This window comes from Pseudomonas sp. UBA6276 (assembly GCF_002438365.1).
Lineage (GTDB): Bacteria > Pseudomonadota > Gammaproteobacteria > Pseudomonadales > Pseudomonadaceae > Aquipseudomonas > Aquipseudomonas coleopterorum.
This window is the reverse complement of the sequence record NZ_DJUS01000084.1, coordinates 20,105-40,739: the sequence shown is the minus strand read 5'-3', so window position 1 is coordinate 40,739 and position 20,635 is coordinate 20,105. Positions and strand designations below refer to the sequence as shown.

24 protein-coding genes are annotated in these 20,635 nt (G+C 62.1%); 9 read left to right on the top strand and 15 right to left on the bottom strand.

The window, feature by feature from the left end:
* The first annotated feature begins 25 nt into the window (after positions 1–25).
* Complete coding sequence (locus tag B2V21_RS10035) at positions 26–718, top strand: GntR family transcriptional regulator (protein ID WP_192000891.1); 693 nt, start codon at positions 26–28, stop codon at positions 716–718.
* Between the two features lie 21 nt (positions 719–739).
* On the opposite strand, the gene B2V21_RS10030 is transcribed toward B2V21_RS10035, so the two are convergent.
* The 4 genes from B2V21_RS10030 to B2V21_RS10015 are packed head-to-tail and all read right to left on the bottom strand — an operon-like array spanning position 740 to position 6,515.
* Positions 740–1,963, bottom strand: a complete 1,224-nt coding sequence (locus tag B2V21_RS10030) for an amidohydrolase family protein (protein ID WP_286916757.1) — start codon at positions 1,961–1,963, stop codon at positions 740–742.
* Positions 1,960–4,452, bottom strand: a complete 2,493-nt coding sequence (locus tag B2V21_RS10025; protein ID WP_286916756.1) for an ATP-binding cassette domain-containing protein — start codon at positions 4,450–4,452, stop codon at positions 1,960–1,962. The genes B2V21_RS10030 and B2V21_RS10025 overlap by 4 nt, the downstream gene beginning before the upstream one ends.
* Complete coding sequence (locus B2V21_RS10020) at positions 4,449–5,318, bottom strand: branched-chain amino acid ABC transporter permease (RefSeq protein ID WP_286916755.1); 870 nt, start codon at positions 5,316–5,318, stop codon at positions 4,449–4,451. Before B2V21_RS10020 ends, B2V21_RS10025 begins: the two co-directional genes overlap by 4 nt.
* A gap of 3 nt (positions 5,319–5,321) precedes the next feature.
* Positions 5,322–6,515 carry an ABC transporter substrate-binding protein gene (locus B2V21_RS10015; RefSeq protein ID WP_056843876.1) on the bottom strand — a complete coding sequence of 398 codons (1,194 nt, stop codon included), beginning with the start codon at positions 6,513–6,515 and terminating at the stop codon, positions 5,322–5,324.
* Between the two features lie 185 nt (positions 6,516–6,700).
* Here B2V21_RS10015 and B2V21_RS10010 point away from each other — a divergent pair, with 185 nt between their 5' ends.
* The 3 genes from B2V21_RS10010 (at position 6,701) to B2V21_RS10000 (ending at position 8,801) form a co-directional block, all read left to right on the top strand.
* Positions 6,701–7,099 carry a nuclear transport factor 2 family protein gene (locus B2V21_RS10010; RefSeq protein WP_043185044.1) on the top strand — a complete coding sequence of 133 codons (399 nt, stop codon included), beginning with the start codon at positions 6,701–6,703 and terminating at the stop codon, positions 7,097–7,099.
* Between the two features lie 218 nt (positions 7,100–7,317).
* Positions 7,318–8,136: a hypothetical protein gene (locus tag B2V21_RS10005; RefSeq protein WP_286916754.1), complete on the top strand. Its 819-nt coding sequence runs from the start codon at positions 7,318–7,320 to the stop codon at positions 8,134–8,136.
* 56 nt (positions 8,137–8,192) lie between these two features.
* Positions 8,193–8,801: a hypothetical protein gene (locus tag B2V21_RS10000; protein WP_236690546.1), complete on the top strand. Its 609-nt coding sequence runs from the start codon at positions 8,193–8,195 to the stop codon at positions 8,799–8,801.
* A gap of 43 nt (positions 8,802–8,844) precedes the next feature.
* On the opposite strand, the gene B2V21_RS09995 is transcribed toward B2V21_RS10000, so the two are convergent.
* The gene (locus B2V21_RS09995; RefSeq protein ID WP_049862317.1) at positions 8,845–9,069 is read right to left on the bottom strand and encodes a DUF465 domain-containing protein; all 225 of its coding nucleotides are present in this window, start codon (positions 9,067–9,069) and stop codon (positions 8,845–8,847) included.
* A 205-nt stretch (positions 9,070–9,274) separates the two neighbouring features.
* On the opposite strand from B2V21_RS09995, the gene rnd reads away from it, so the two are divergent.
* The 3 genes from rnd (at position 9,275) to B2V21_RS09980 (ending at position 11,699) form a co-directional block, all read left to right on the top strand.
* On the top strand, positions 9,275–10,408 hold the full coding sequence (gene rnd / locus B2V21_RS09990) for a ribonuclease D (RefSeq protein WP_049862316.1): 1,134 nt from the start codon (positions 9,275–9,277) through the stop codon (positions 10,406–10,408).
* On the top strand, positions 10,405–10,698 hold the full coding sequence (locus tag B2V21_RS09985) for a YcgL domain-containing protein (protein WP_049862315.1): 294 nt from the start codon (positions 10,405–10,407) through the stop codon (positions 10,696–10,698). Before rnd ends, B2V21_RS09985 begins: the two co-directional genes overlap by 4 nt.
* A 65-nt stretch (positions 10,699–10,763) precedes the next feature.
* Positions 10,764–11,699: a D-2-hydroxyacid dehydrogenase gene (locus B2V21_RS09980; RefSeq protein ID WP_049862314.1), complete on the top strand. Its 936-nt coding sequence runs from the start codon at positions 10,764–10,766 to the stop codon at positions 11,697–11,699.
* Positions 11,700–11,755: 56 nt separating this feature from the next.
* Here B2V21_RS09980 and B2V21_RS09975 read toward each other — a convergent pair whose 3' ends face one another.
* Positions 11,756–12,349 (bottom strand): nitroreductase family protein, encoded by a 594-nt coding sequence (locus B2V21_RS09975; RefSeq protein WP_043185056.1) that lies wholly within the window; start codon positions 12,347–12,349, stop codon positions 11,756–11,758.
* 188 nt (positions 12,350–12,537) lie between these two features.
* Here B2V21_RS09975 and B2V21_RS09970 point away from each other — a divergent pair, with 188 nt between their 5' ends.
* Positions 12,538–12,987 (top strand): YcgN family cysteine cluster protein, encoded by a 450-nt coding sequence (locus tag B2V21_RS09970; protein ID WP_056843871.1) that lies wholly within the window; start codon positions 12,538–12,540, stop codon positions 12,985–12,987.
* A gap of 75 nt (positions 12,988–13,062) precedes the next feature.
* Here the strand turns inward: B2V21_RS09970 and B2V21_RS09965 are convergent, their stop codons facing one another.
* The 3 genes from B2V21_RS09965 to B2V21_RS09955 all read right to left on the bottom strand — a co-directional run bounded on the left by B2V21_RS09965 (position 13,063) and on the right by B2V21_RS09955 (position 14,344).
* Complete coding sequence (locus tag B2V21_RS09965) at positions 13,063–13,434, bottom strand: YgaP family membrane protein (RefSeq protein WP_286916753.1); 372 nt, start codon at positions 13,432–13,434, stop codon at positions 13,063–13,065.
* A 65-nt stretch (positions 13,435–13,499) separates the two neighbouring features.
* Entirely contained in the window at positions 13,500–13,970 is a 471-nt protein-coding gene (locus B2V21_RS09960; RefSeq protein WP_056843870.1) for an RNA methyltransferase, read from the bottom strand.
* 8 nt (positions 13,971–13,978) lie between these two features.
* On the bottom strand, positions 13,979–14,344 hold the full coding sequence (locus tag B2V21_RS09955; protein WP_043185061.1) for a YajD family HNH nuclease: 366 nt from the start codon (positions 14,342–14,344) through the stop codon (positions 13,979–13,981).
* A 157-nt stretch (positions 14,345–14,501) separates the two neighbouring features.
* Between B2V21_RS09955 and tcdA the strand changes: the two genes are divergently transcribed.
* Positions 14,502–15,314: a tRNA cyclic N6-threonylcarbamoyladenosine(37) synthase TcdA gene (gene tcdA / locus B2V21_RS09950; RefSeq protein WP_286916752.1), complete on the top strand. Its 813-nt coding sequence runs from the start codon at positions 14,502–14,504 to the stop codon at positions 15,312–15,314.
* A gap of 29 nt (positions 15,315–15,343) precedes the next feature.
* Here tcdA and B2V21_RS09945 read toward each other — a convergent pair whose 3' ends face one another.
* Genes B2V21_RS09945 through B2V21_RS09920 form a run of 6 tightly spaced genes read right to left on the bottom strand, consistent with a single transcriptional unit; the run spans position 15,344 to position 20,563 of the window.
* On the bottom strand, positions 15,344–15,745 hold the full coding sequence (locus tag B2V21_RS09945; RefSeq protein WP_286916751.1) for a SufE family protein: 402 nt from the start codon (positions 15,743–15,745) through the stop codon (positions 15,344–15,346).
* Positions 15,742–16,947, bottom strand: a complete 1,206-nt coding sequence (locus tag B2V21_RS09940; protein ID WP_286916750.1) for an aminotransferase class V-fold PLP-dependent enzyme — start codon at positions 16,945–16,947, stop codon at positions 15,742–15,744. Before B2V21_RS09940 ends, B2V21_RS09945 begins: the two co-directional genes overlap by 4 nt.
* 55 nt (positions 16,948–17,002) lie before the next feature.
* Positions 17,003–18,037, bottom strand: coding sequence for a 2,3,4,5-tetrahydropyridine-2,6-dicarboxylate N-succinyltransferase (gene dapD / locus B2V21_RS09935; protein WP_049862305.1), 1,035 nt, complete (start codon positions 18,035–18,037; stop codon positions 17,003–17,005).
* A gap of 35 nt (positions 18,038–18,072) precedes the next feature.
* Complete coding sequence (locus B2V21_RS09930; RefSeq protein WP_049862304.1) at positions 18,073–18,420, bottom strand: ArsC family reductase; 348 nt, start codon at positions 18,418–18,420, stop codon at positions 18,073–18,075.
* A 56-nt stretch (positions 18,421–18,476) separates the two neighbouring features.
* Positions 18,477–19,817, bottom strand: coding sequence for an ATP-binding protein (locus B2V21_RS09925; RefSeq protein ID WP_286916749.1), 1,341 nt, complete (start codon positions 19,815–19,817; stop codon positions 18,477–18,479).
* 44 nt (positions 19,818–19,861) lie between these two features.
* A complete protein-coding gene (locus B2V21_RS09920; protein WP_286916748.1) occupies positions 19,862–20,563 on the bottom strand; it encodes a response regulator transcription factor in 702 nt (233 codons plus the stop codon).
* Positions 20,564–20,635 lie beyond the last annotated feature (72 nt).

Sequence of the window (20,635 nt, the reverse complement as noted above, 5' to 3'; positions counted from 1 at the left end):
GGCTTTCTAGACAACAGAGGAAACGATGGGGTTGAGTACCGTCACTGCCAAACAGCTTGAGGTGCAGCGTATCGTCGATGCGCTGTTCAAGGCTATTGCCCACCATCGCCTGCCGCCCGGCACTCGCTTGGTCGAAGCCCACATCGTCGAAACCTTGCAGGCCAATCGCAATCACGTGCAAGTTGCCTTGCAGCGGCTGGCGATGCAGAAAGTAGTGACCATCGAAGCCAATCGGGGCGCCATGGTGGCCCAGCCTACAGCCAAGGAGGCGCGGGATATCTTCAGTGCCCGTCGCGCCATCGAACGGGCGATCGTCGAGGCCATTACCCCGGCCGTGATGCGCAAGCACCGCCAGCGTATTGCCAGCCATATGAACAACGAGCGCAAAGCCACCAGCGATACCGATCGACGCGCCATCGTTCGCGAGCTGAGTGAGTTTCACCTCATGCTCGGCGAGATCAGTGGAAACGTCGTGCTCAGCGATATCCTGGGCAATCTGATGGTGCGCAGCTCATTGATCGTGGCGCTGTACCAGCGCAACGATGTGCCGTCATGCGCGTCGGACGAACATCAGCAGATCATCACCGCGCTGGAACAGGGCGATAACGCGGGGGCCGTACGGGTCATGCTAGAGCACCTGGACGAACTTGAAGCGCAGTTGGCCCTGGAAGAGCGAGCCTTGGAGGAGTTCAACCTCAAGCAGGCGCTGAGTGGCTGACGAGCAGGCTTGCCCGTTCAATCATGGCCTCAGCAACGTCCCGACCGGTCGACTGAATGTTTGCCTGCCACCCTTGAAGCCCATCACCGGGGTGCTTATCTCGGCGATCACCGCTGCTGGCGAAGGCGCGTCGAAGACGATGAAGTCGGCGCGGCAGCCCGGTAGCAGGCCGTAATCTTTCAGCCTGAGCAGGCGTGCCGATTCGCTGGATACCCAGGCCAGGCACTGCAGCAACTGCGGCACTGTGCCCATCTGGCTGACGTTGGCGAAAAGGTTGGCCTGACGCACCAGCGAAGCATCGCCATAGGGCGTAAAGGGGTTGCCGACATTGTTGGTGGACACCGAACACGTCACGCCGCAGGCGTGCAGATGCGCCAGCGGTGCCAGCCCCCGAGGTTTGTTGTGGAACACGTCTCGCCCCATCAGGAACAGGTCGGTGCTGGGCAGGCAGGTCACCTGAACGCCCGCTTCGGCCAGCTCCAGTGCGAGCACCGTCAGTGATTCCTGGGGCAAGGCGGACAGCTTGGTCACATGGCCGATGGTCACACGTCCGCCCCACCCATGCAGCCGAGTACAGCGCGCGACCTCCATGACGGTCAGGCCTTCAGGGTTCAAATCGAAATCCAGATGCAGGTCCAGGTCGCAGTCGTAGCGTGTGGCCAGTTCGAATAGCCGCTGGATCTGCCCCAGCGGGTCACTGTCCATATACGGGCACCCACCCAGGACCGTTGCACCGCTTTCCAGTGCCTGGCACAACAGTGCCTCGGTCCCTGGGTTGTTGAGCATTCCTTCTTGCGGAAACACACACAGTTCAAGGGTGATCGCCCATGCATAGTCGGCCTGCAAACGGCGAATGGCATGGAAACCGGTCAAGCCGATCTGCGGATCCAGCTCCACATGGGTGCGCATGTGCGTGGTGCCTTGCACGATGGCCTTGTCCAGCACCTGCGCACCGCGCCGATACACATCGTCTTCGGTAAACCCGGCTTTGGCCGCTCGGGTTTGGGCCACCGCTTCCGCCAGCGTGCCTTCCTGTAGTAGGCATCGCTGCATGATGCAGGCTTTGTCCAAGTGAATGTGGGTTTCGATCAGGCCGGGCATGACGAGCTGCCCATGCAAATCGAGGGTTTCCCACGGGCTTGCGTTTGCGCTCAAGGCTTCGACGAAATAGCCGTTCTCCACCTGTAGCTCGCTCAAGTGGTTATCGGCGCCAAGCCGCACATTGATGATCTTCATCGCCTTCATGCACTGACACCTTCGCCCAGGTAGGCCGCAGCCAGGTCTTTGTCTTCGCGCAATTGAGCGGCGCTGCCGGTTTTCACAATGGTCCCGGTTTCCAGCACATACGCACGATCAGCCACTTGCAGCGCCAGGTTGGCCATCTGGTCCACCAGCAGAATGGTCACGCCCTCGTCACGCAGGGCAGCCAGCGCGTCGTAAAGCTCGCCGATCATGGCGGGCGACAGGCCCAGGGAGGGTTCGTCGAGCAACAGGATTTTTGGCTTCGCCATCAGGCCGCGCCCCACGGCGACCATTTGCTGTTCGCCACCGGACAGCAGGCCGGCCGGGTTGTCGATGCGATCGCGCAGGCGAGGGAAGCGCTTGAGGATGGCCTCGATTTCAGCGTCGGTATCGAAGGCTTCACGGCGTGAGTAACCGCCCAGTAGCAAATTGTCGCGCACGCTCAGGTAAGGGAAGACCTGACGGCCTTCGGGCACCAGTGCCAGGCCCTGCGCGGCAATCAGGCTGGCGCTCGTCTGTTCGATATTTTCGTTGTCGAGCAGGATGCTGCCGCTGCTGGCGCGATGCAGGCCGGCCAGGCATTGCAGAATGCTCGATTTGCCAGCGCCGTTCGCGCCGAGAATGGCCACGAGTTCGCCGGGATTGACCAGCAGATTGACCTTGTTGACCACGGCGGACGCGCCGTAGTCGATGACCAGATCCTTGACGTACAGACGCGCATCGCGGCTACCGGCCCAAGGTTGGGCACGCGCGGTGGCCTGATAGTCGGTGCCGCCCAGATAGGCCGCGATCACTTGCGGATTCTGGCGGATTTCAGACGGCGGTCCCGAGGCGATCGGCTTGCCAGCGTCAAGCACCAGCAAATGCTCGGACACCGACATGACCAGCGTCATGTCGTGCTCGACCAGAATGACCGTGAGGCCGAAGTCCGCCAGCTTGCGCAGCAGTGTCGCCAGATCGTCGGTGTCGCGACGACTGAGGCCTGCCGCAGGTTCATCCAGCAGCAATACCGCCGGTGCGGTCGCAAGCGCCCGGGCTATTTCCACCAGGCGACGGTCTACGTGAGGCAAATCTTCGGCGGGAATATTCACCTCGCCGCGGTAGCCCACCAATGCCAGCAGATCCAGCGCCAGGCTGCGTTGTGTGTCCAGGGCGCGGCTGAACGGCAGACCCAGGCGTCCCTTCTGCATCGCCACCAACAGGTTGTCGAGTACGGACATTTCGCCGAACAGCAAGGTGGTCTGGTAAGTACGGGCGATGCCGGCCCTGGCGGTTTTCCAGGCGGGCAGGCCGGCCAGCGGTTGCTGCAATTCGATCTGGCCGCTGTCCGGTGCGTAGAATCCACTGATCATATTTAGAACGGTGGTTTTGCCCGCGCCGTTGGGGCCGATGATGCTGGTGATACTGCCAGCGGGTGCCCGCAGGCTGACGTGTTGCGCGGCCTGCACACCACCGAAGCGAATGCCGATATCGGAAACCCGCAACCCTGAGGACGGGCCCCGGCTGCGCAGATGCGCGGCCATGCGTGCTTGATCGATGGACGTCGGCGGCAGCAAGCGCACCGGTTTGATCAGGCGTCGGGCAAGGGCGCCCAGCAGTCCGTTGGGCGCGATCCACAATACGATGAGCAGGAGGAGGGAGAAGATCAGCAGCCGGTACTCGGCGAAATCCGAGAGCAGTTCCGGGACCAGCACGATCAACACTGCGCCGATCAGCGGCCCGAACAGCATGCCACTGCCGCCCACTATCACGGCCAGAACGAACAGGATGGATTGGGAGAAGGGAAAGGATTCCGGGTTGATGAACATCAGCAATGGCGCGAGCAAACCGCCTGCCAGCCCGGTCAGGGCGGCGGACAATGCGAACGCCAAGGTCTTGCTGATCACCGGATTGAAGCCCAGCGAGCGTGCCGCGATTTCCGAGGTTTTCACCGCACGCATGGCCTTGCCCCAGCCGCTCTGGCTCAGGCGTCGATAGAACAGCAGCGCGCCGATCATCAGCGCGGCGGCCAGCAGGGCGAGCAGGATCGCAGGATCCAGGCCGGCGAACTCCGGTAGCGGGATACCCATCAAGCCGTTGGAGCCTCCGGTCACGTCTCGCCATTCGATCAAGCCGTGATGCACCACGAACGCAAAGGCGATGGTGATCATCGCCAGGTAAGGGCCGCTGACCCGAAGCGCGGGGATCGCCAGCAGCGCGCCAATCAGACCCGCCACCGCACCGGCCATTGGCAGGGCCAGCCACAGCGTCCATCCGGCCATGCTCAGGAGTGCCGATACATAGGCGCCTATCGCGTAGAACGCGATATGCCCGAAGGAAATCTGTCCGCTCAGGCCAATCAGGATATTGAGGCCGACGCCGACCACCGCCGCCAGGGCGCAGAGGGTAAAAACCAGTAACGAGTAGCTGTCGAGCGTGAACGCCATGACGCCGCAGACCACAGCGAGCAAGGCGATGAACGCTGGAGCGACCAGGGTTTTGAGGTTGTTCATACTTTCACCAATACCCGGCTGCCGAACAGGCCGTTAGGCCGAATCGCCAGCGCCAGAATGACCAGCGCGAACGTGAATATCTGGGTGAATGCCGAGCCGAAATACAGGGTGATCAACGCCTCGGCCAGGCCGAACAGCAATCCGGCGGCGAACACACCGCCCGCGCTGCCGATGCCACCGAGAATCGCCACCGCAAAGGCTTTTAGGCCGAACAACAGGCCCATTTCCGCGTTGACGCTGAACAATGGCGCAATCAACAGGCCCGCCACCGCCGCGAAGACGGTCGACAGCGCAAAGGCGATGGCGACCACGCGATTGACGTTGATGCCCATCAGCATCGCAGCGCGCGGATTCTGCACGCAGGCTTCCAATACCTTGCCCAGCCGGGTGTAACGCCGTACCAAGTACAGCGCTAGGGCGACGGCCGCGCCCGCCAACGGAATCAACAGCTGCAGGGCGCTGATATGGCTGCCGAACAGCTCGACATTCAGGTTCACCAAGCGGCTCTCGAACTGCCGAGGTTCCTTGCCGAAGGTAAACAGCGCAAGGTTGTCCACCAGAATCCCGCCCGCCACCGTTGCCATCAGCCAGGCCTGCGAACCACGGCTGTGGAAGGGCCGCACCAGGTAGCGCTCGATCACCAAGCCATACACGGCACAGAGGATCAATGTCAGTGGCACGCCCAGCCACAGTGGCCAGCCCCAGTTGATGCAAAACAGGTAGCCGAGCACCGCACCGACCATCATGGCGCTGCCCTGGGCAAAGTTGACGGTGCGCGATACGACGTAGGTGAGGTGAAAACCCAATGCCAGCAAGGCGTACATGCTGCCCAGGCCGAGCCCGGTGATAACGGCGGCGGTGAACATCGCTTACTCCTGAGGCTTGAGCGGCACGATCTGGTCGTTGACGAAGTGGGTGAAGATATAGTCGTCAGGGCCTAGGGCATCATGCTTGGATGGGCTGAACGGCTGCTTGTAGTGCTTGATCAAGCCGTCATAGTCCGTGACTGCGTAGAAACCGTCGCGCACGGCAGGGCCCTGCGTGGTGCCGGCCTTTTCGATGGCTTGAGCGGCGAGATGCAGCGCGTCGTACGCATTGGCGATGCCGACTGCCGGGGTGACGTCGGCCACGGTCTTGATCTGCGGGTAGGCCGTCTTCAATGCGGCCAGCAATGCATCGCCCTTGGCACCGTTGTGTTCCGTGAACACGTAGGTCTGAATGAAATGGACCTTGGACGCGTTCGGCCCCGCCAGTTCGCCGAAACGACCACCCGCCGGCCCCCAGTGAGAAACCACAGGCACGTCCCAGCCCATGCGGTCCAGGGATTTGACCACCTGTGCCGAAGGACCCACGTTGCCCACCATCAGCAGAGTGTCCGCGCCGGCGTTTTTCAGGCGAGTCAGTTGCGGAACCACGTCCAGGTCGCTGTCCTGAATGCGCTCGACACCGGCATTGGCCAGGCTGCGTTTTTCCAGAGCGCGTTTGAAACCTGCCTCGTTGGATTCGCCCCAGGGATTATTGATGAGGATCATGCCCGGCTTTTTCATGCCGTTGTCGACCCCGTATTGCACCAGGGCCTCGTCCACCAGCTCATCGACGGCAGAGACCCGGAACACGTAGTTGTCTGCCGCACCGTTCTCGGTGATTTTCGTACCCGCGGCCCAGATGCCCATGAACGGTACTTTCAGCTGATTGGCCAGCGGCACGATAGCCAGGGAAACTGGCGTGTCCAGTCCGCCGAACAGCACGGTGACCTTCTCGCGCTGGACCAGCTCGCGCGCGGCGAGCATCCCCTTGGACGGGTTGCTTTCGTCATCTCGACGCACCAGCTCCAACTGACGGCCAAGCACGCCGCCGCTGGCATTGACCTCATTGATGGCCATGGTGAGGCCGCGGGTCAGGGCTTCCCCAGACTTGGCCGATTGGCCCGAAAGGGCGGCTACCAAACCGACTTTGATCGGCGGTTCGACCGCTTGCGCGCCTTGGATCATCGCCAGGTTAAGCGTGGCTGCCGCAGCCACGGGGAACAGCAGACGTTGCAGGTTTGGAAGCCAGGTGGCCATGGTCTACTCTCCTGATTGCTAGCATTTGCATATTTATTGCTAGCAAGTAGGATGCCAGCCGCTGGATCCATAAAAATGGCCGATATGTCCGTGAATACCGCAGTCTGCGCGCCAAAATAAAGCGTTTTGCACCAAGCGGATGCATCCGCCATCAGCGGACTTCCCATGATTCAGGAGTTATGACGATGATCGATATGAACAAAGACGTACAGATTGTTAGCAGTTTCCTCGAAGCCTCGATGGCTCCGGATCCGGTCCGCGCCGCGACGTTCATGAGTGAGGATGTGCAGATCACGTTCACCGGCGGACGGGTGATGCCTGATCCCCAGGCAATCACTGCGTTCAACGGTTCACGTTACGCGTGGGTCAAGAAGGCCCTGGGTGATTTCGACTGGATGGACCGTGGTGATCACACCGTGGTGTATTCAAACGGAACGCTTTATGGCGAATGGGCTGATGGCCGCAGTTTCTCGGGCAACCGTTACCTGGATCGATTCGAGGTGCGTAATGGCAAGATAGTCCGCATGGACGTCTGGAATGACAGCGCCGAATGGCTGCTGACGCCAGAAATTGCCAAGGCCTGAAAACCACCCGGCAAACTTCCGACCCGTGTTTCAGCCACCCGTACCTCTGTGCAAAGTGAGCCGTTGCGTTCCGGCTCGCTAGCCCGTGCTTTCGCCAAAAAAGCTGCGCAGCAGAAACCCTGTAAGAAAAATCTGAAAATCCCCCCTTCGCCTATCATCCCACCCCGTCCACTGCCAACCTCCCGCATCCCTACCTGAGACCCGAGCCGGAGAGCTGCATGGACGTCGCCTTGTGCACCATCAACAATACCGTTTACGACATTGCCGGATTCGAGGCGCTGAGCCCCAAGTGCATCGGTGTCATGCGGCGCAATCTGTTGTGTCCGCGTTGCATGGGGCCAGGGTTCTATCGCAAGGCGGCGCGCAGTGGTCAGGCCTCCTGCTTCGGTGCCCGGCCCCACGCCGAGTTCTGCGACATGGGCGGGCCGCAGAGTGCGTCGTACCGCGGTGACACGCTGGAGCAGGACGATGTGGTCAACCGGGGCGAGCGCATCGAGGTTGACTTTGCCTTTGGCGCACCGTTGCATCATCACACCGTGGAGGAGGGCGCAGAGGCCACCTATGGCGCAGGCCGGCAGAGTGGCGGGCATGCCGCACAAAGAACCCAGACCCGTCATCGGCGCTTGAGCACGTTGCTGAAGAACCTGATCCTGAGTGAGGACTTTCGTCGTTCGGAGCAGTTGATCTCGGTGGAAAGCGGGCTGTTCAAGGTCCGCGATTTCTTCGTGCCGTTCGCCGATGCCGAGTTTGATGAGCTGGAGCGCATGCGCGGTTATTGGGGATTGATCTCCGATGCGGCGCAGTCGGGCGATCAGCCGCCGAGCCTGTGGCTCAACACCGGCGGGCGGCAGGACTTGAGTGTGGTGGTCGACAGTTCGCTGGCCGATGATTTCACCCAGCGCTTTCCGATACATGAGCTTGAGGACCTGGCCGGTGCCTACGTACTGGTGTTTGGATGCGTGCGTGTGTCGAAGAATGCCAAGAAGTACATCGCGGTCCACGATATCTCGCGTATAACGCTCAACAAGACGCCTTGATGTCGCGCCGGATCTACACGACCGGCGCAGTTGGTTCGATTGTGAAGGAGTGATGCATGTTGTTGGAGTACGGTGCTATCACCGTGATGTTTCCCATTGCGCTGGTGATTGCCGGCTGGTTGTGGTTCAGCGGCGCCCGCGCCGCATGTGCCGTGTGGTTGCTGACGGTGCTGTGCGCCTACGCCCTGGTCGGCGCCAGCAAGATTCTGTTCAAGGGCTGGGGCATCGGCCTGCCGTCGTTGAACATTGCCGTGTTCAGTGGCCATGCGATGAATGCGTGTTTGATGATGCCGGTGCTGGCGAGTGTGCTTGCGCGGCAGATCCACCCACGGCTGCGATGGCCAGCGGCGCTAGCGGGTCTTGGCTTTGGGGTCTGGTTCGCGGCAACGCTGGTGGGCAATGTGATCCACCCGATGGCGGAGGCCATCATGGGTGCGGTGATCGGCGGGAGTGCCGCGTTCGCGTTTCTTCTGGTATTGGAACGTTGGAACCTGCGACGTCTCGGGCTGGCTGCGCTGGTGCCCGGGTTGATGCTGATCGTGCTCGCTGCCAGTGCGCCAAAATTTACCGCCGAGCATTGGCTCGATCAGGTGGCCACATCCTTGTCCGGGGCGACCAAACCGTTTCGCCATGCGGACCTGAAGCGCGAATCCTCGGCGCTGTGAAGACTGTGGAAGCGGCGCGCCTGCGCCGCCTCCCATGCTCGCACTAGCCCAGCTGCTGGACGATCTTGTCCTTGATCAGCAGGCGTTTTTCCTTGAGCTTCTTGACCTCGTCGTCCGGCGCGGCGCGGTCTTCGGCCTTGACCACGTCGGCGTCGCTGACGTGGTATTCGGTGAGTAGCTGGCTGAGTCGATCGTCGCTCTTGGCGCGGGTTTCGACCTCTTCCTTGCTCAGTTTCAGGTCAGCGAACAGGTTGTGTTTTACCGGCATCTCGACACCTCTGGTCAGTGTGGACAGAATGGCGGGCCATCGAAAACGACCCCATGCCTAGGTTCGACCCACAGTCGGGGGCAGATCGTTCAATGCATGTGCCCGCAACGGGGGCTCTCAGGATTGGCGACCGCAGGCACGGATGGATGTCCCCGTGGGGGCAGGGCCGATATATACTGCGCGCCATTATTCGTGGGAGAGGCTTGTGGCCATCGATATTCACTGGATTCGCGACGATGCCAGCCTGGCTGAGCATTGCGCCCACTGGCAGCGCCTGCCGTACGTCGCCCTCGACACCGAATTCATGCGGGTCGACACCTTCTACCCGATCGCCGGACTGCTGCAGATCGGCGACGGCGCCAGCGCTTTTCTGATCGACCCCTTGTCGATCACCCAATGGCAACCGCTGACTCAACTGCTGGAAAACCCTGCGGTGATCAAGGTGCTGCACGCCTGCAGCGAAGACCTGGAAGTTTTGTTGCGCCTGACCGGCAGCCTGCCGGCGCCGCTGTTCGACACCCAATTGGCGGCGGCCTACCTCAACCTGGGTTTCTCCATGGGTTACTCGCGCCTGGTTCAGGAAGTGCTGGGCATCGAGCTGCCCAAGGGCGAAACCCGTTCGGATTGGCTGCAGCGGCCGTTGTCCGATACCCAGGTCAGCTATGCCGCCGAAGATGCCGTGCACCTGGCCGAAGTTTTCGAGAAGCTGCGTCCGCAGTTGTCCGAGGACAAGTACGCCTGGGTCCTTGAAGACGGCGCCGAACTGGTTGCCCAACTGCGCCGCGAAGTGAACCCCGACGAGCTGTACCGTGACGCCAAGCTGGCGTGGAAGCTGTCGCGCGCGCAATTGGCAGTGCTGCGCGAGTTGTGCGCCTGGCGCGAGCGGGAGGCCCGTGCGCGCAATCTGCCACGCAACCGCATCGTGCGTGAGCAATCGCTGTGGCCGCTGGCCAAACTGCAACCGGACAACCTGCAGACCCTGGCCAAGATCGAAGACATGCATCCGCGTACTGTCCGCCAGGATGGCGAGCAGATTCTGGAGTTGATCAAGACCGGTGCCAGCGTTCCGCCCGAACAGTGGCCAGCGGCGCTGCCCGAGCCTTTGCCCATCGAAAGCTCGGCCGTGCTCAAGCAGCTGCGCGCCATCGGCCAACGCGAAGCGGAGCGCCTGAACATGGCACCCGAGCTGATGCTGCGCAAGAAAACCCTCGAGGCCCTGCTCAAGACCGGCTACCCCGATGGCCCTTATCAATTGCCCGATTCGCTGCGTGGATGGCGACGCGAGCGCATGGGGCAGGCCCTGCTCGACAGCCTGGCCAACGCTGGAGACCCGTCATGAAACGTATCTGCTCGATCTATCGCAGCCCGCGCAAGAACGAAATGTACCTCTATGTGCTCAAGAGCGACGCGTTGGAGCGCGTGCCCGAAGGCCTGCTGGGGGTGTTCGGCAAGCCGGTGCACGCCTTCGACCTGGTATTGAGCCCCGAGCGCGCCCTGGCGCGTGAAGATATCAACCTGGTGCTGGAACACCTGGACACCCAGGGCTACCACCTGCAGATGCCGCCCGCCGAAGACGAGTACATCGAGCATCTTCCCGAAGAACTGCTGCGCCGCAACGACCCCATCTGATCATCCCTATCTGCTGCCGCCCTGCTGAAACAGGGTCGGCCAGCTGTCTTGACCAAGGTTTCGCAATGACCCGCGTTCTGATCGCCGAACACGATTACGCCGTATACGCCAGGTTGCTCGGCGCAGCTGCTCCTCATTTGAATGTACAGACCAGCGGCGATCCGGCCGAGCTGGCGCGGTTGGCGGCAGATTGCCCGGTGTGGCTCGGCCAGCCGGACCTGTTCGTCAACCTGTTGCGCACCGGCGCGACGCCGCAATGGGCGCAGTCGACCTGGGCGGGCATCACGCCGCTATTGAAGGAAGGCTTGCCGCGCGGCTATCGCCTGACCCGTGCGGTGGGTATTTTCGGTCAGGTGATGGCCGAATACATGCTGACGTACATGCTCGGCCATGAACGCGAGGTGCTGGCGCGACTGGTCAGCCAGGTCGAGCGCAAATGGGATCCGCGTCCCGGCTCGAGCCTGGCCGGGCGCAGCGTGCTGATCGTCGGTGTCGGCGAGATTGGCCAGGCGGTGGCGAGTTTCCTGCAACCCTTCGGTGTCACCCTCAACGGGGTGGCGAGCAGTACAAGAACGCTGGCGCCTTTCGCCGAAGTGGCGCCGCTCGCCGAGCTCGGGCGACTGGTGGCGCAGGCCGACTATGTCATCAACCTGCTACCCGACACCCCGCAGACCCACGATCTGTTCGATGCGGCGATGTTCAAGCGTTTCAAGCCCGAAGCGCTGTTCATCAACGCCGGACGCGGCGTGGCGGTGGTGGACGCGGATCTGGTGGAAGCACTCAAGGAAGGGCACCTGGCCGGTGCGGTCATTGACGTCTGTCGGCAGGAGCCGTTGCCGGTCAAGCATCCCTTCTGGACCGCGTGGGGCTTGCTGCTCACCGGCCACAGCGCAGCACCGACCTCGCCGTCGGCCATGGTTGAGCTGTTCGTCGAGAACCTGCAGGCGTGGCAGGACGGCAAGCCGCTGCGCGGCGAAGTGGATTTCGCTCGCGGCTATTGAGTTGCGGGGATTGAGGGAAGCAGGGTCGGCGGCGGATGGCGAGCCGACCCTTCGGATCACAGCGTGAAGTCGCCTTCGGCTACCAGTTGGCTCAGAGGCAGACGCGGGCTCGGCAGCTCGCGGCCTTGCAGGTATTCGGCCAGGGTGGCCTTGTCGCCCAGCTTGCCGATGGCCACGGCGGCGTGCAGCGCGTATTCGGCGGGGACTTTCAGCTCTTCACGGGTCTTGTCCTGGTCGAAACCGGCCATGCCGTGGGTGTGCCAGCCGCTGATGCTGGCTTGCAGCGCCAGGTGAGCCCAAGCCGAACCGGTGTCGAAGGTGTGCCACAGCGCGGGCGATTCCTCGGTCGCGCCGGGTGCGGTGAAGGTGGTCTTCGAGGCGATGATCACGATCGCCGACGAATGCTGCGCCCAGGAGCGGTTGAATTCATTGAGCAGGCCCAGGTAACGCTCCCAGTTCGGCGTGCCACGGCGTGCGTAGAGAAAGCGCCAAGGTTGCGAGTTGTAGGCCGAAGCGGCCCAGCGAGCGGCTTCGAAGAAGCTGAGCAGGGTGTCCTGTTCGATCTCGACCGGCTCGAACGCACGGGGCGACCAGCGATTGATGAATTGCTCGTGGATGGCGTAGTCGGCGATGCGGGGATTGGCGCTCATGGCATTCCTGAATGAGAGAGTGATGGATGACAGGGGCAAAACCTACTGCGAATCGATCGCGCCTGACAAGTGAAGCTTGACCGATAGTCGCCAAGGCTTGGCCCGCGCGCCGCAGCGCACTAGACTGGCGGCCCTTTCAGGTACCGCCCATGCCTGAACCGTCAATTTCGTACAGGACACTCGGTAACATGGCCGCCATCGTCGAACCCTTCTGGATGCGCAAGACGCTCGACCAACTCGATCAGGTCGAGTGGGAGTCGCTGTGCGACGGGTGCGGCCTGTGCTGTCTGCAGAAGCTCGAGGACGAAGACGACGAGAGCGTCTACTACACCCGCGTGGCGTGCAAGATGCTGGACCTCAAGACCTGCCAGTGCAGCGATTACCCAAGGCGCAAGCTCGAAGTGCCTGACTGTATCCAGCTGACGCCGGGCCAGGCCGACCAGTTCAAGTGGCTGCCGCCTACCTGCGGCTACCGCCTGGTCAGCCAGGGGCAGGACTTGCCGCTGTGGCATCATCTGGTCTGTGGTGATCGCGAACAGGTGCACAAACAGCGTATTTCGCAGTCTGGAAAAATGGTCAGCGAGAAGGATGTCGATGAAGACGACTGGGAAGACTATCTGATTTTTCGGGCGGGCTGATCGAGCGCGGAAGTCGGTCAGTGAGAACGCAGCCCATCCCTGCAGCGTTGCAGGGATGGGCTGCCTACCGACAGCTTAGACCTTGGGGGTCACAGCCGGATCTTCACCGGTCACGGTCGCCGTGTCGGTGGCCGAATCGGCATTCTTCTTCAGATTCAGCAGGTCTTCGCCCGCGCGCTCGATCTTGCTGCGGATCTCTTCCAGATCGCTACGACCTTTTTCGGCCAGCGACTTGGCTGCGCAGTGACCGCTCCAACCGCGTGCCAGGGCGGCGCCGCCGATGGCCACCTGGATCAGGCCGAAGATCCCGCCGCGGCGCAGACCCTTGCCGATCGTGACGACGCCTATCAGCAGCGAGCCGGCACGTTCCCAACCCTTGACGTTATGGTAGTCGTAGTCGGGCTGAGTAACGGATTTGATGACGTCCACGGTTTTGCTGTCGCTCATGGTGAATCTCCTGATAGGGCAGTGATAACAAGCTGACTGCCAAATCGTCACGCTGTTCCATCGGCTTATTTGAATTTGGGCCCGGAGCGCGTGTTGTTGCCCTTGGCCAGTCGATCGTAGAGCACGACGTTGACCGTAGCCGCCAGGTTCATGCAGCCGCTGGTGGGGATGTAGATGGTGTCTTCGCACCAGTCGCGCACGCTCTGGTCGAGGCTGCCGTCTTCGGGGCCGAAAATGTAGATGGCACGGTCCGGGTGGGTGTACTCGGGCAGCGGGCGTGCGCCGTCGACCAGTTCCACGGCCACGGGCGTGCAGCCCAGGGGGATGATCTTCTGCAGGTCGTCGATGCCGATGAGCGGGATGTCGTAGTGAACCCGCTTGGTGTCGGTGACGAAATCCCGCGCACGCTCGTAGCGCTTGCCGGTGTAGAACACCGAATTGACCCCGTAGCAACCGGCGGCGCGCATTACCGAGCCGACGTTTTCCGGGGATTTGGGGTTGAACAACCCGATGCAGCTGTACCGTTTGTTGGCCACGTGCTCGCTCAGTCTTTTTTCATCAATCCGGCCAGGGCCGCGAAGGGGTTGTGCGTCGCCTTGGCGATGGTCGGGCTGCTGGTCGAGCCCTCGGCGTAGTACTGCTGATCGGTGTAGCGCGAGTGCTCGTTGTCGTGGCAGTACAGGCACAGCAATTCCCAGTTGGAGCCGTCCTGGGGGTTGTTGTCGTGGTTGTGGTCGCGGTGGTGCACGGTCAGCTCGCTCAGGCGCTTGCCGGCGAACTCGCGGGCGCAACGGCCGCATACATGGGGGTACATGCGCAGGGCCTTGTCGCGGTAGCCGCTTTCGCGCTCGCGCTGGGCATCGGCCAGAATGCGATCGAGCTTGGCGGTGTGGGGTGTGGACGAACTCATGGGGTTCACCTCGGATAATGACGGTCAGGCGCTATATTAACGGTTTCCCTCGTCCGTAGGAGCGGTCCGTGACCGCGAAAAGGGCGGCGCATCCCATGACCGCTCCTGCATCAGGCTGTGATGTATACTGCGCGCCGGTTTTTTGAGGTGCCGCCCCATGGATACAGAAGATCCCCGTTTCGCCGGTATTGCCCGCCTGTATGGCCTGGAGGGCATGCAGCGCCTGCGTGATGCGCACGTGGCCATCGTGGGTGTGGGCGGCGTCGGCTCCTGGGCGGCGGAAGCGATTGCCCGCACCGGGGTGGGCGAAATCTCGCTGTTCGATTTGGACGATGTCTGCGTCAGCAACGCCAACCGTCAGTTGCATGCGCTCGACAGCACCGTGGGCAAGCCCAAGGTCGAGGTGATGGCCGAGCGGCTGCGTGGCATCAACCCCGGTTGTACCGTGCACGCGGTGGCTGATTTCGTCACCCGCGACACCATGGCTGAATACATCACGCCGAACATCGATTGCGTGATCGACTGCATCGACAGCGTGAATGCCAAGGCCGCGCTGATCGCCTGGTGCAAGCGGCGCAAGATCCAGATCATCACCACGGGCGGCGCCGGCGGGCAGATCGATCCGACCCTGATTCAAGTGTGCGACCTGAACCGGACGTTCAACGATCCGCTGGCGTCCAAGGTGCGCTCGACACTGCGTCGCGACTATGGCTTTTCACGCACGGTCACCCGTCACTACAGCGTGCCCTGCGTGTTCTCCACCGAGCAGCTGCGCTATCCCAAGCCCGATGGCAGTATTTGTCTGCAGAAGAGTTTCGTCGGTGACGGGGTGAAACTGGACTGCGCGGGGGGCTTTGGCGCAGTGATGATGGTGACGGCGACTTTCGGCATGGTGGCGGCGACCAAGGCGGTCGACAAGATCGTCGCCGGAGTGCGGCGGCCGGCGGACCGGGTCAAGGCGGGAGTCTGAGGGAAGGGCTGCTCACCCGACCAACAGGTTCACGCCAGTTCGCTCATCCGCTTCAATACTGCGTTCAGCCCATTGCTGCGCGAAGGTGACAGCTGGCGGCCCAGGCCCAGTTGCTCGAACCAGGCGTTAAGATTCAACTCACGCAACGCTTGGGAATCGAGCCCCTGAACCCGCACCAGCAGCAGCGCCAGCAAGCCGCGGATCATTCGGGCATCGCTGGCCGCGTTGAAGTGCCAGTGCTCGCCCTGCCGCTCGGCCACCAGCCACACCACGCTCTCACAGCCGTGCACGCGATTGGCCTCTACCTTCTGCTCGTCGCCCAGCGGTTCCAGGCGTTCGCCCCACTGCATCAGCAACCGCGCACGTTGCTCCCAGCCGGCGGCCTGGGTGAACACCTTCAGTGCTTCTTGTGCCTGTGGACTCATCGTCATACGAGTATCTCCAGCGACTTGTCCAACGCGTCGAAAAACCGCTGCAAATCCCCTGAGTCGTTGTACAGGCCAAGGGACACGCGAATGGCGCCCGACAAACCCAGGTGCTTCATCAGCGGCATGGCGCAGTGATGTCCGGCCCGCACGGCGACGCCCTGATCGGTCAGCATGTGCGCCAGGTCGGCATTGTGCACGCCCTCCACGACAAAGCTGGCCAACGCGACCTGCGGTGCGCCGAGCAGTTGAACGCCACTGCGCGCGCGCAACCCTGCCAGCAGTTGTGCATGCAGGGCTGCCTCGTGTTCGGCGACCGCCTTCGCGTCCAGGCCGCTCAGGTAATCCAGAGTCGCGCCCAGGCCGATGACGCTGGCGATAGGCGGGGTGCCTGCCTCATGGCCCAGGGGCGCGGGATGGAAGCTGGCGCTCTGGTAGTCGGCCTGGTGCACCATCTCGCCGCCGAACTGCCAATGCGCCAGCTTCTGTAACGCCTCGCGGCGTCCATACAACACGCCGACGCCGTCCGGGCCGTACAGTTTGTGGCTGGAAAACACATAGAAGTCGCACTGCATGTGCTCCACATCATGGCGTCCGTGCACCACGCCCTGGGCGCCATCCACCACCGTGATCGCACCTTGAGCCCGAGCCAGGGCCAGCAGCTCCGGTAGCGGTTGCCACGCACCGAACACATTGGACAACTGACTCACTGCCAATACCCGAGTACGCGGGCCGATGATCTGTGCGGCCGCTTGCAGATCGACCACGCCGCTGGCTTCCAGTGGCAGAACCCGCAACGACAGGTCACGACGCTTGGCCAGTTGCTGCCAAGGCAGCAGGTTGGCGTGGTGCTCGGCGGCGCTGATCACCAGTTCATCGCCTGGCTGAAACTGCTCGGCCAGGCCATACGCCAGCAGGTTCAGGGCACTGGTCGCGCCGTGAGTGAAAACGATCTGCTCCGGACTGCTTGCATTGAGCCACTGCGCGACCTTCTCGCGGCTGGCTTCGAACGCACGCGTGGCCAAGGAGCCAGGCAGATGCTGCGCGCGATGCACATTGGCTGCACCCTGGGCGTAGTACTGGCCGATGGCGTCGATCAGGGCGTGTGGTTTCTGCGTGGTGGCAGCGCTGTCCAGGTAGGTCTGCTGCTGGTGTTGCAAGGCGGCGATGGCTGGGAAGTCAGAGCGCCAGGGGGAGGCGTGGAACATGGTCGAAGACCCCGGGCAAGAGGCCCGGCAGAGATGCCGGGCCCGATATCGCCACTTAGTTGTGAGCGTGCAGCGCTTCGTTGAGTTCGATGGCCGACTTGTGGCTCTTGCACTCCACGGCGCCGGTGACCGAATTGCGACGGAACAGCAGGTCGGGCTGGCCCGCCAGGTCGCGTGCCTTCAAGGTCTTGACCAGTTGGTTCTGCTCGTCGAGCAGGGCCACCTTGGTGCCCGCCGTGATGTACAGGCCGGCTTCCACGGTGTTGCGGTCGCCCAACGGGATGCCGATACCGGCATTGGCGCCGATCAGGCAGCCCTCACCGACCTTGATCACGATATTGCCACCACCGGACAGGGTGCCCATGGTCGAGCAGCCGCCGCCCAGGTCCGAGCCCTTGCCGACGAACACACCGGCCGAAACACGGCCTTCGATCATGCCCGGGCCTTGGGTGCCGGCGTTGAAGTTGACGAAGCCCTCGTGCATGACGGTGGTGCCTTCGCCGATGTAGGCGCCCAGTCGCACACGGGCGCTGTCGGCGATGCGCACACCGGCCGGCACGACGTAGTCGGTCATCTTCGGGAATTTGTCCACCGAGAACACTTCCAGCAACTCGCCCTTCAGGCGCGCTTCCAGCTGACGCTCACCCAGTTCGGCCAGGTCGACCGCGCCTTGGCTGGTCCAGGCGACGTTGGGCAGCAATGGGAAGATGCCGGCCAGGTTCAGACCGTGCGGCTGGGCCAGACGGTGCGACAGCAGGTGCAGCTTCAGGTACGCCTCGGGCGTGGAGGTCAGCGCGGCGTCTTCGGCCAGCAGGGTCGCGACCAGTGGCTTGTGGCTCTCGGCCAGGCGAGTGAGCAGGGCAGCCTGGGACGGGTCGACGTGCTTGAGCGCTTCGGCCAGTTGCGAAGCCTGGGTGTTGCTGAAGGTGATGGCCTGGTTGCCGCCGGTGTAGTTCAACAGGGGGGCAATGGCATCGACCAGCGCGGCAGACGGGTTGGTCAGGGGCTGGGCGTAGAACACTTCCAGCCAGGTGCCTTGACGGTTTTGCGTGCCGACGCCGAAGGCCAGGCTGAACAGAGAATTGGACATGGAATTACCTCGTGCAGAATGAGTGCGGGCCCGTGTCAGGCAAGGGCCGCTGCGTAGATATCGGGCTTGAAGCCGATCACGGTCTTGTCGCCAACCTGCAACACCGGGCGCTTGATCATCGACGGCTGGGCGAGCATCAGTTCGATGGCACGGGCTTGGTCGATGTCGGCCTTCTGTTCGTCGGCAAGCTTGCGGAAGGTGGTACCGGCCTTGTTCAGCACGACCTGCCAGCCGTGCTCGTCGCACCAGCGGGCCAGGTGCTCGCGGTCGATGCCAGCGGTCTTGTAGTCATGGAAGGCGTATTGCACCTGGTGCTCGTCGAGCCAGGTGCGGGCCTTCTTCATCGTGTCGCAGGCTTTGATGCCGTAGAGAATATGCGTCATTGATCTAGGAGGGGCTACGAATGCGCCCCACTGCCTCCCGAAAACGAATCGGGGAATTATGCGGCATCGACTGTGACAGCGCCATGCTTGCATGGCGGAGTAGGGGGCAGGTGAATGTCGAAGCGGCTACCGCCCATTGGCGATACGTCAACGGTGACATCACCGTCTTGGCATTGAATGGCGCGCCGACTGATGGACAGCCCAAGTCCAAAGCCACCAGTTGCGCGGTCGCGGCTGCGATCCATTCGGTAGAAGGGTTCGAAGATCCGCACGCGTTCACCGGCCGGAATACCGATGCCATCGTCTTCGATGCGGATCACCAAGCCGCGTTCATGCGTGGTGATCGCCGATACTCGAACCTGATGCTGACAGTACCGCAGGGCATTGCCGACGAGGTTCTGCAGGGCGCGAGCCGTCAGCTTGGGATCAAACGCGAACAAGTCCGGAGCCAGCGTGGTATCAACAAGCAGATCAATGCCGCGTCGTTCCTGCTCTTCGATGAAACCGATCAACACGCTGTCCAGAAATGCTGCGGTATGCACGGGCTCCAGATGGGCACGTTCGTAAGGCGATTGTAGTCGGGTATAGGACAACAGTTCGCCAACCAGCGAGTCGAGCTCTCGCACATGACCGATCATTTGATCCAGCCTGATGCGCGTGGAGGGGGCCAGTTCGTCCGAGCGGATCAGTGCCATGCCGAACTCGAGCCTGGACAGCGGGGTGCGCAGTTCATGGGAGACCGCGTTGAGCAGGTCTTGTCGCTGAGCCAGAAGTGCCTCTATGTCCTCGGCCATCCTATCGAATACCTGGGCCAGTTCACCGATGTTGGAGCGCTGCGATATCTGCGTTCTTGCGCCCAACTCGCCGCGGCCCAGTCGAATCGCGGTGAGCTTGAGGCGCTGCAGATCTCGCCAGTGCGGGCGCACCCATATCAGCAGACAACCCAGCAGTGCCGCACCGATAAGAATGTTCATCAGCCAATACATCGCATTGATGTCCACGGGCGGGTCCGGCCAGACCACCTCAACCGCCACGCGCTTGGAGAGTGGCGTCAATGCGATACCCAGTTCGCCGTAGAAACCCATCCGCACCGCGTTTCGCCCCTGGGTCAGATCCTGTACCTCCTTGGTACTCAGGTGAACATCATCGATGCCAATCAGGCGCAGTTGCAACGGCGCAAAATCCTGTTGAAGTGCCCGTTCGACGTCACCCCAAGTCGCTTCGGGAACAGCCTGGAAGCGTTGCTGGATAAGCTTCAGTGGCCCTCGGGCTTCTTCCATGTTGTAGATGAAGTTGCGTTCGTCGAACAGCTTGAGTACCGCTTCGGGCACGACATAGAGCGCAAGCCCATAAGTTACAAGCAAGATCAGGTAAAGCCGGGTCAGCATCTTGAACATGGTCGATGGTGCTCGAGTGGCGGAGAAACGCAATGGGCACAGAGTTAGTCGTCCCACTCGCGTCGACTCAGCATGTAGCCCTTTCCCCACACGGTTTTGATTCGCTGGGGATCGCTAGGATTCTCTTCGAACTTGCGGCGCAGTTTCGAGATCGCTACATCGACCGATCGGTCGATACCATTGAACTCGATGCCCCTGAGCTCGTGAATCAATTGGTCGCGGCTCAACACTTCACCGGTGTGCCGAGCCAGGATTACCAGCAGGTTGTATTCCCCGGAAGACAGGTCAACCCGTTGTGACCGCCATTGCACCTGACGCTCTGCCAGGTCCAGGGTCAGTTGACCTAGAACGATTCGCTTGGCTTCGCTCGGCTGTTCGCCATGGGCGCTGCGCCGCAGCAATGTGCGGATGCGGGCCAGCAGCACACGGGGCTCGCAGGGCTTGGCTACATAGTCGTCCGCACCCGTTTCCAAGCCCAGAATCTGGTCGTCGCTGTCATGTCGAGCGGTCAGCATGATAATGGGCAGTTCGGCATCGTGCTGCCGGATCAGGCGGCAGACTTGCAGTCCATCCAGACCTGGAATCATCAGATCCAGCACGATCAGATCAGGCCGCTGCCTGCGTATGGCATCCAAGGCTTGATCGCCACGATGAACCACGCTGACGCCATAGCCGAACCGTTGCAGATAGCTTGCGATCAGCTCGGCCAGCGCTTCGTCGTCCTCCACGAGCAGGATTCCAGTCATTTCGTTTCAGCCTGGTTTGAAAGCGCTAGCATAACCAACGAAACCGGCAGCAGTCCGTTCTCTTGACACTCC

What these genes read in the sequence shown, in the direction of transcription:
- B2V21_RS09975 (WP_043185056.1), bottom strand. Translation starts at nt 12,349, where the DNA reads ATGAGCGCCAATCCCCGCATCGCCGACTACGCCATCCACGAGCAATTC.
- B2V21_RS10015 (WP_056843876.1), bottom strand. Translation starts at nt 6,515, where the DNA reads ATGGCCACCTGGCTTCCAAACCTGCAACGTCTGCTGTTCCCCGTGGCT.
- B2V21_RS09920 (WP_286916748.1), bottom strand. Translation starts at nt 20,563, where the DNA reads ATGACTGGAATCCTGCTCGTGGAGGACGACGAAGCGCTGGCCGAGCTG.
- B2V21_RS09930 (WP_049862304.1), bottom strand. Translation starts at nt 18,420, where the DNA reads ATGACGCATATTCTCTACGGCATCAAAGCCTGCGACACGATGAAGAAG.
- B2V21_RS09940 (WP_286916750.1), bottom strand. Translation starts at nt 16,947, where the DNA reads ATGTTCCACGCCTCCCCCTGGCGCTCTGACTTCCCAGCCATCGCCGCC.
- B2V21_RS10000 (WP_236690546.1), top strand. Translation starts at nt 8,193, where the DNA reads ATGTTGTTGGAGTACGGTGCTATCACCGTGATGTTTCCCATTGCGCTG.
- B2V21_RS09970 (WP_056843871.1), top strand. Translation starts at nt 12,538, where the DNA reads ATGGCCGCCATCGTCGAACCCTTCTGGATGCGCAAGACGCTCGACCAA.
- B2V21_RS10030 (WP_286916757.1), bottom strand. Translation starts at nt 1,963, where the DNA reads ATGAAGGCGATGAAGATCATCAATGTGCGGCTTGGCGCCGATAACCAC.
- B2V21_RS09955 (WP_043185061.1), bottom strand. Translation starts at nt 14,344, where the DNA reads ATGAGTTCGTCCACACCCCACACCGCCAAGCTCGATCGCATTCTGGCC.
- B2V21_RS09985 (WP_049862315.1), top strand. Translation starts at nt 10,405, where the DNA reads ATGAAACGTATCTGCTCGATCTATCGCAGCCCGCGCAAGAACGAAATG.
- B2V21_RS10010 (WP_043185044.1), top strand. Translation starts at nt 6,701, where the DNA reads ATGATCGATATGAACAAAGACGTACAGATTGTTAGCAGTTTCCTCGAA.
- B2V21_RS09980 (WP_049862314.1), top strand. Translation starts at nt 10,764, where the DNA reads ATGACCCGCGTTCTGATCGCCGAACACGATTACGCCGTATACGCCAGG.
- B2V21_RS09995 (WP_049862317.1), bottom strand. Translation starts at nt 9,069, where the DNA reads ATGCCGGTAAAACACAACCTGTTCGCTGACCTGAAACTGAGCAAGGAA.
- tcdA (WP_286916752.1), top strand. Translation starts at nt 14,502, where the DNA reads ATGGATACAGAAGATCCCCGTTTCGCCGGTATTGCCCGCCTGTATGGC.
- B2V21_RS10025 (WP_286916756.1), bottom strand. Translation starts at nt 4,452, where the DNA reads ATGAACAACCTCAAAACCCTGGTCGCTCCAGCGTTCATCGCCTTGCTC.
- dapD (WP_049862305.1), bottom strand. Translation starts at nt 18,037, where the DNA reads ATGTCCAATTCTCTGTTCAGCCTGGCCTTCGGCGTCGGCACGCAAAAC.
- B2V21_RS10005 (WP_286916754.1), top strand. Translation starts at nt 7,318, where the DNA reads ATGGACGTCGCCTTGTGCACCATCAACAATACCGTTTACGACATTGCC.
- B2V21_RS09925 (WP_286916749.1), bottom strand. Translation starts at nt 19,817, where the DNA reads ATGTTCAAGATGCTGACCCGGCTTTACCTGATCTTGCTTGTAACTTAT.
- B2V21_RS09945 (WP_286916751.1), bottom strand. Translation starts at nt 15,745, where the DNA reads ATGACGATGAGTCCACAGGCACAAGAAGCACTGAAGGTGTTCACCCAG.
- B2V21_RS10020 (WP_286916755.1), bottom strand. Translation starts at nt 5,318, where the DNA reads ATGTTCACCGCCGCCGTTATCACCGGGCTCGGCCTGGGCAGCATGTAC.
- B2V21_RS10035 (WP_192000891.1), top strand. Translation starts at nt 26, where the DNA reads ATGGGGTTGAGTACCGTCACTGCCAAACAGCTTGAGGTGCAGCGTATC.
- B2V21_RS09965 (WP_286916753.1), bottom strand. Translation starts at nt 13,434, where the DNA reads ATGAGCGACAGCAAAACCGTGGACGTCATCAAATCCGTTACTCAGCCC.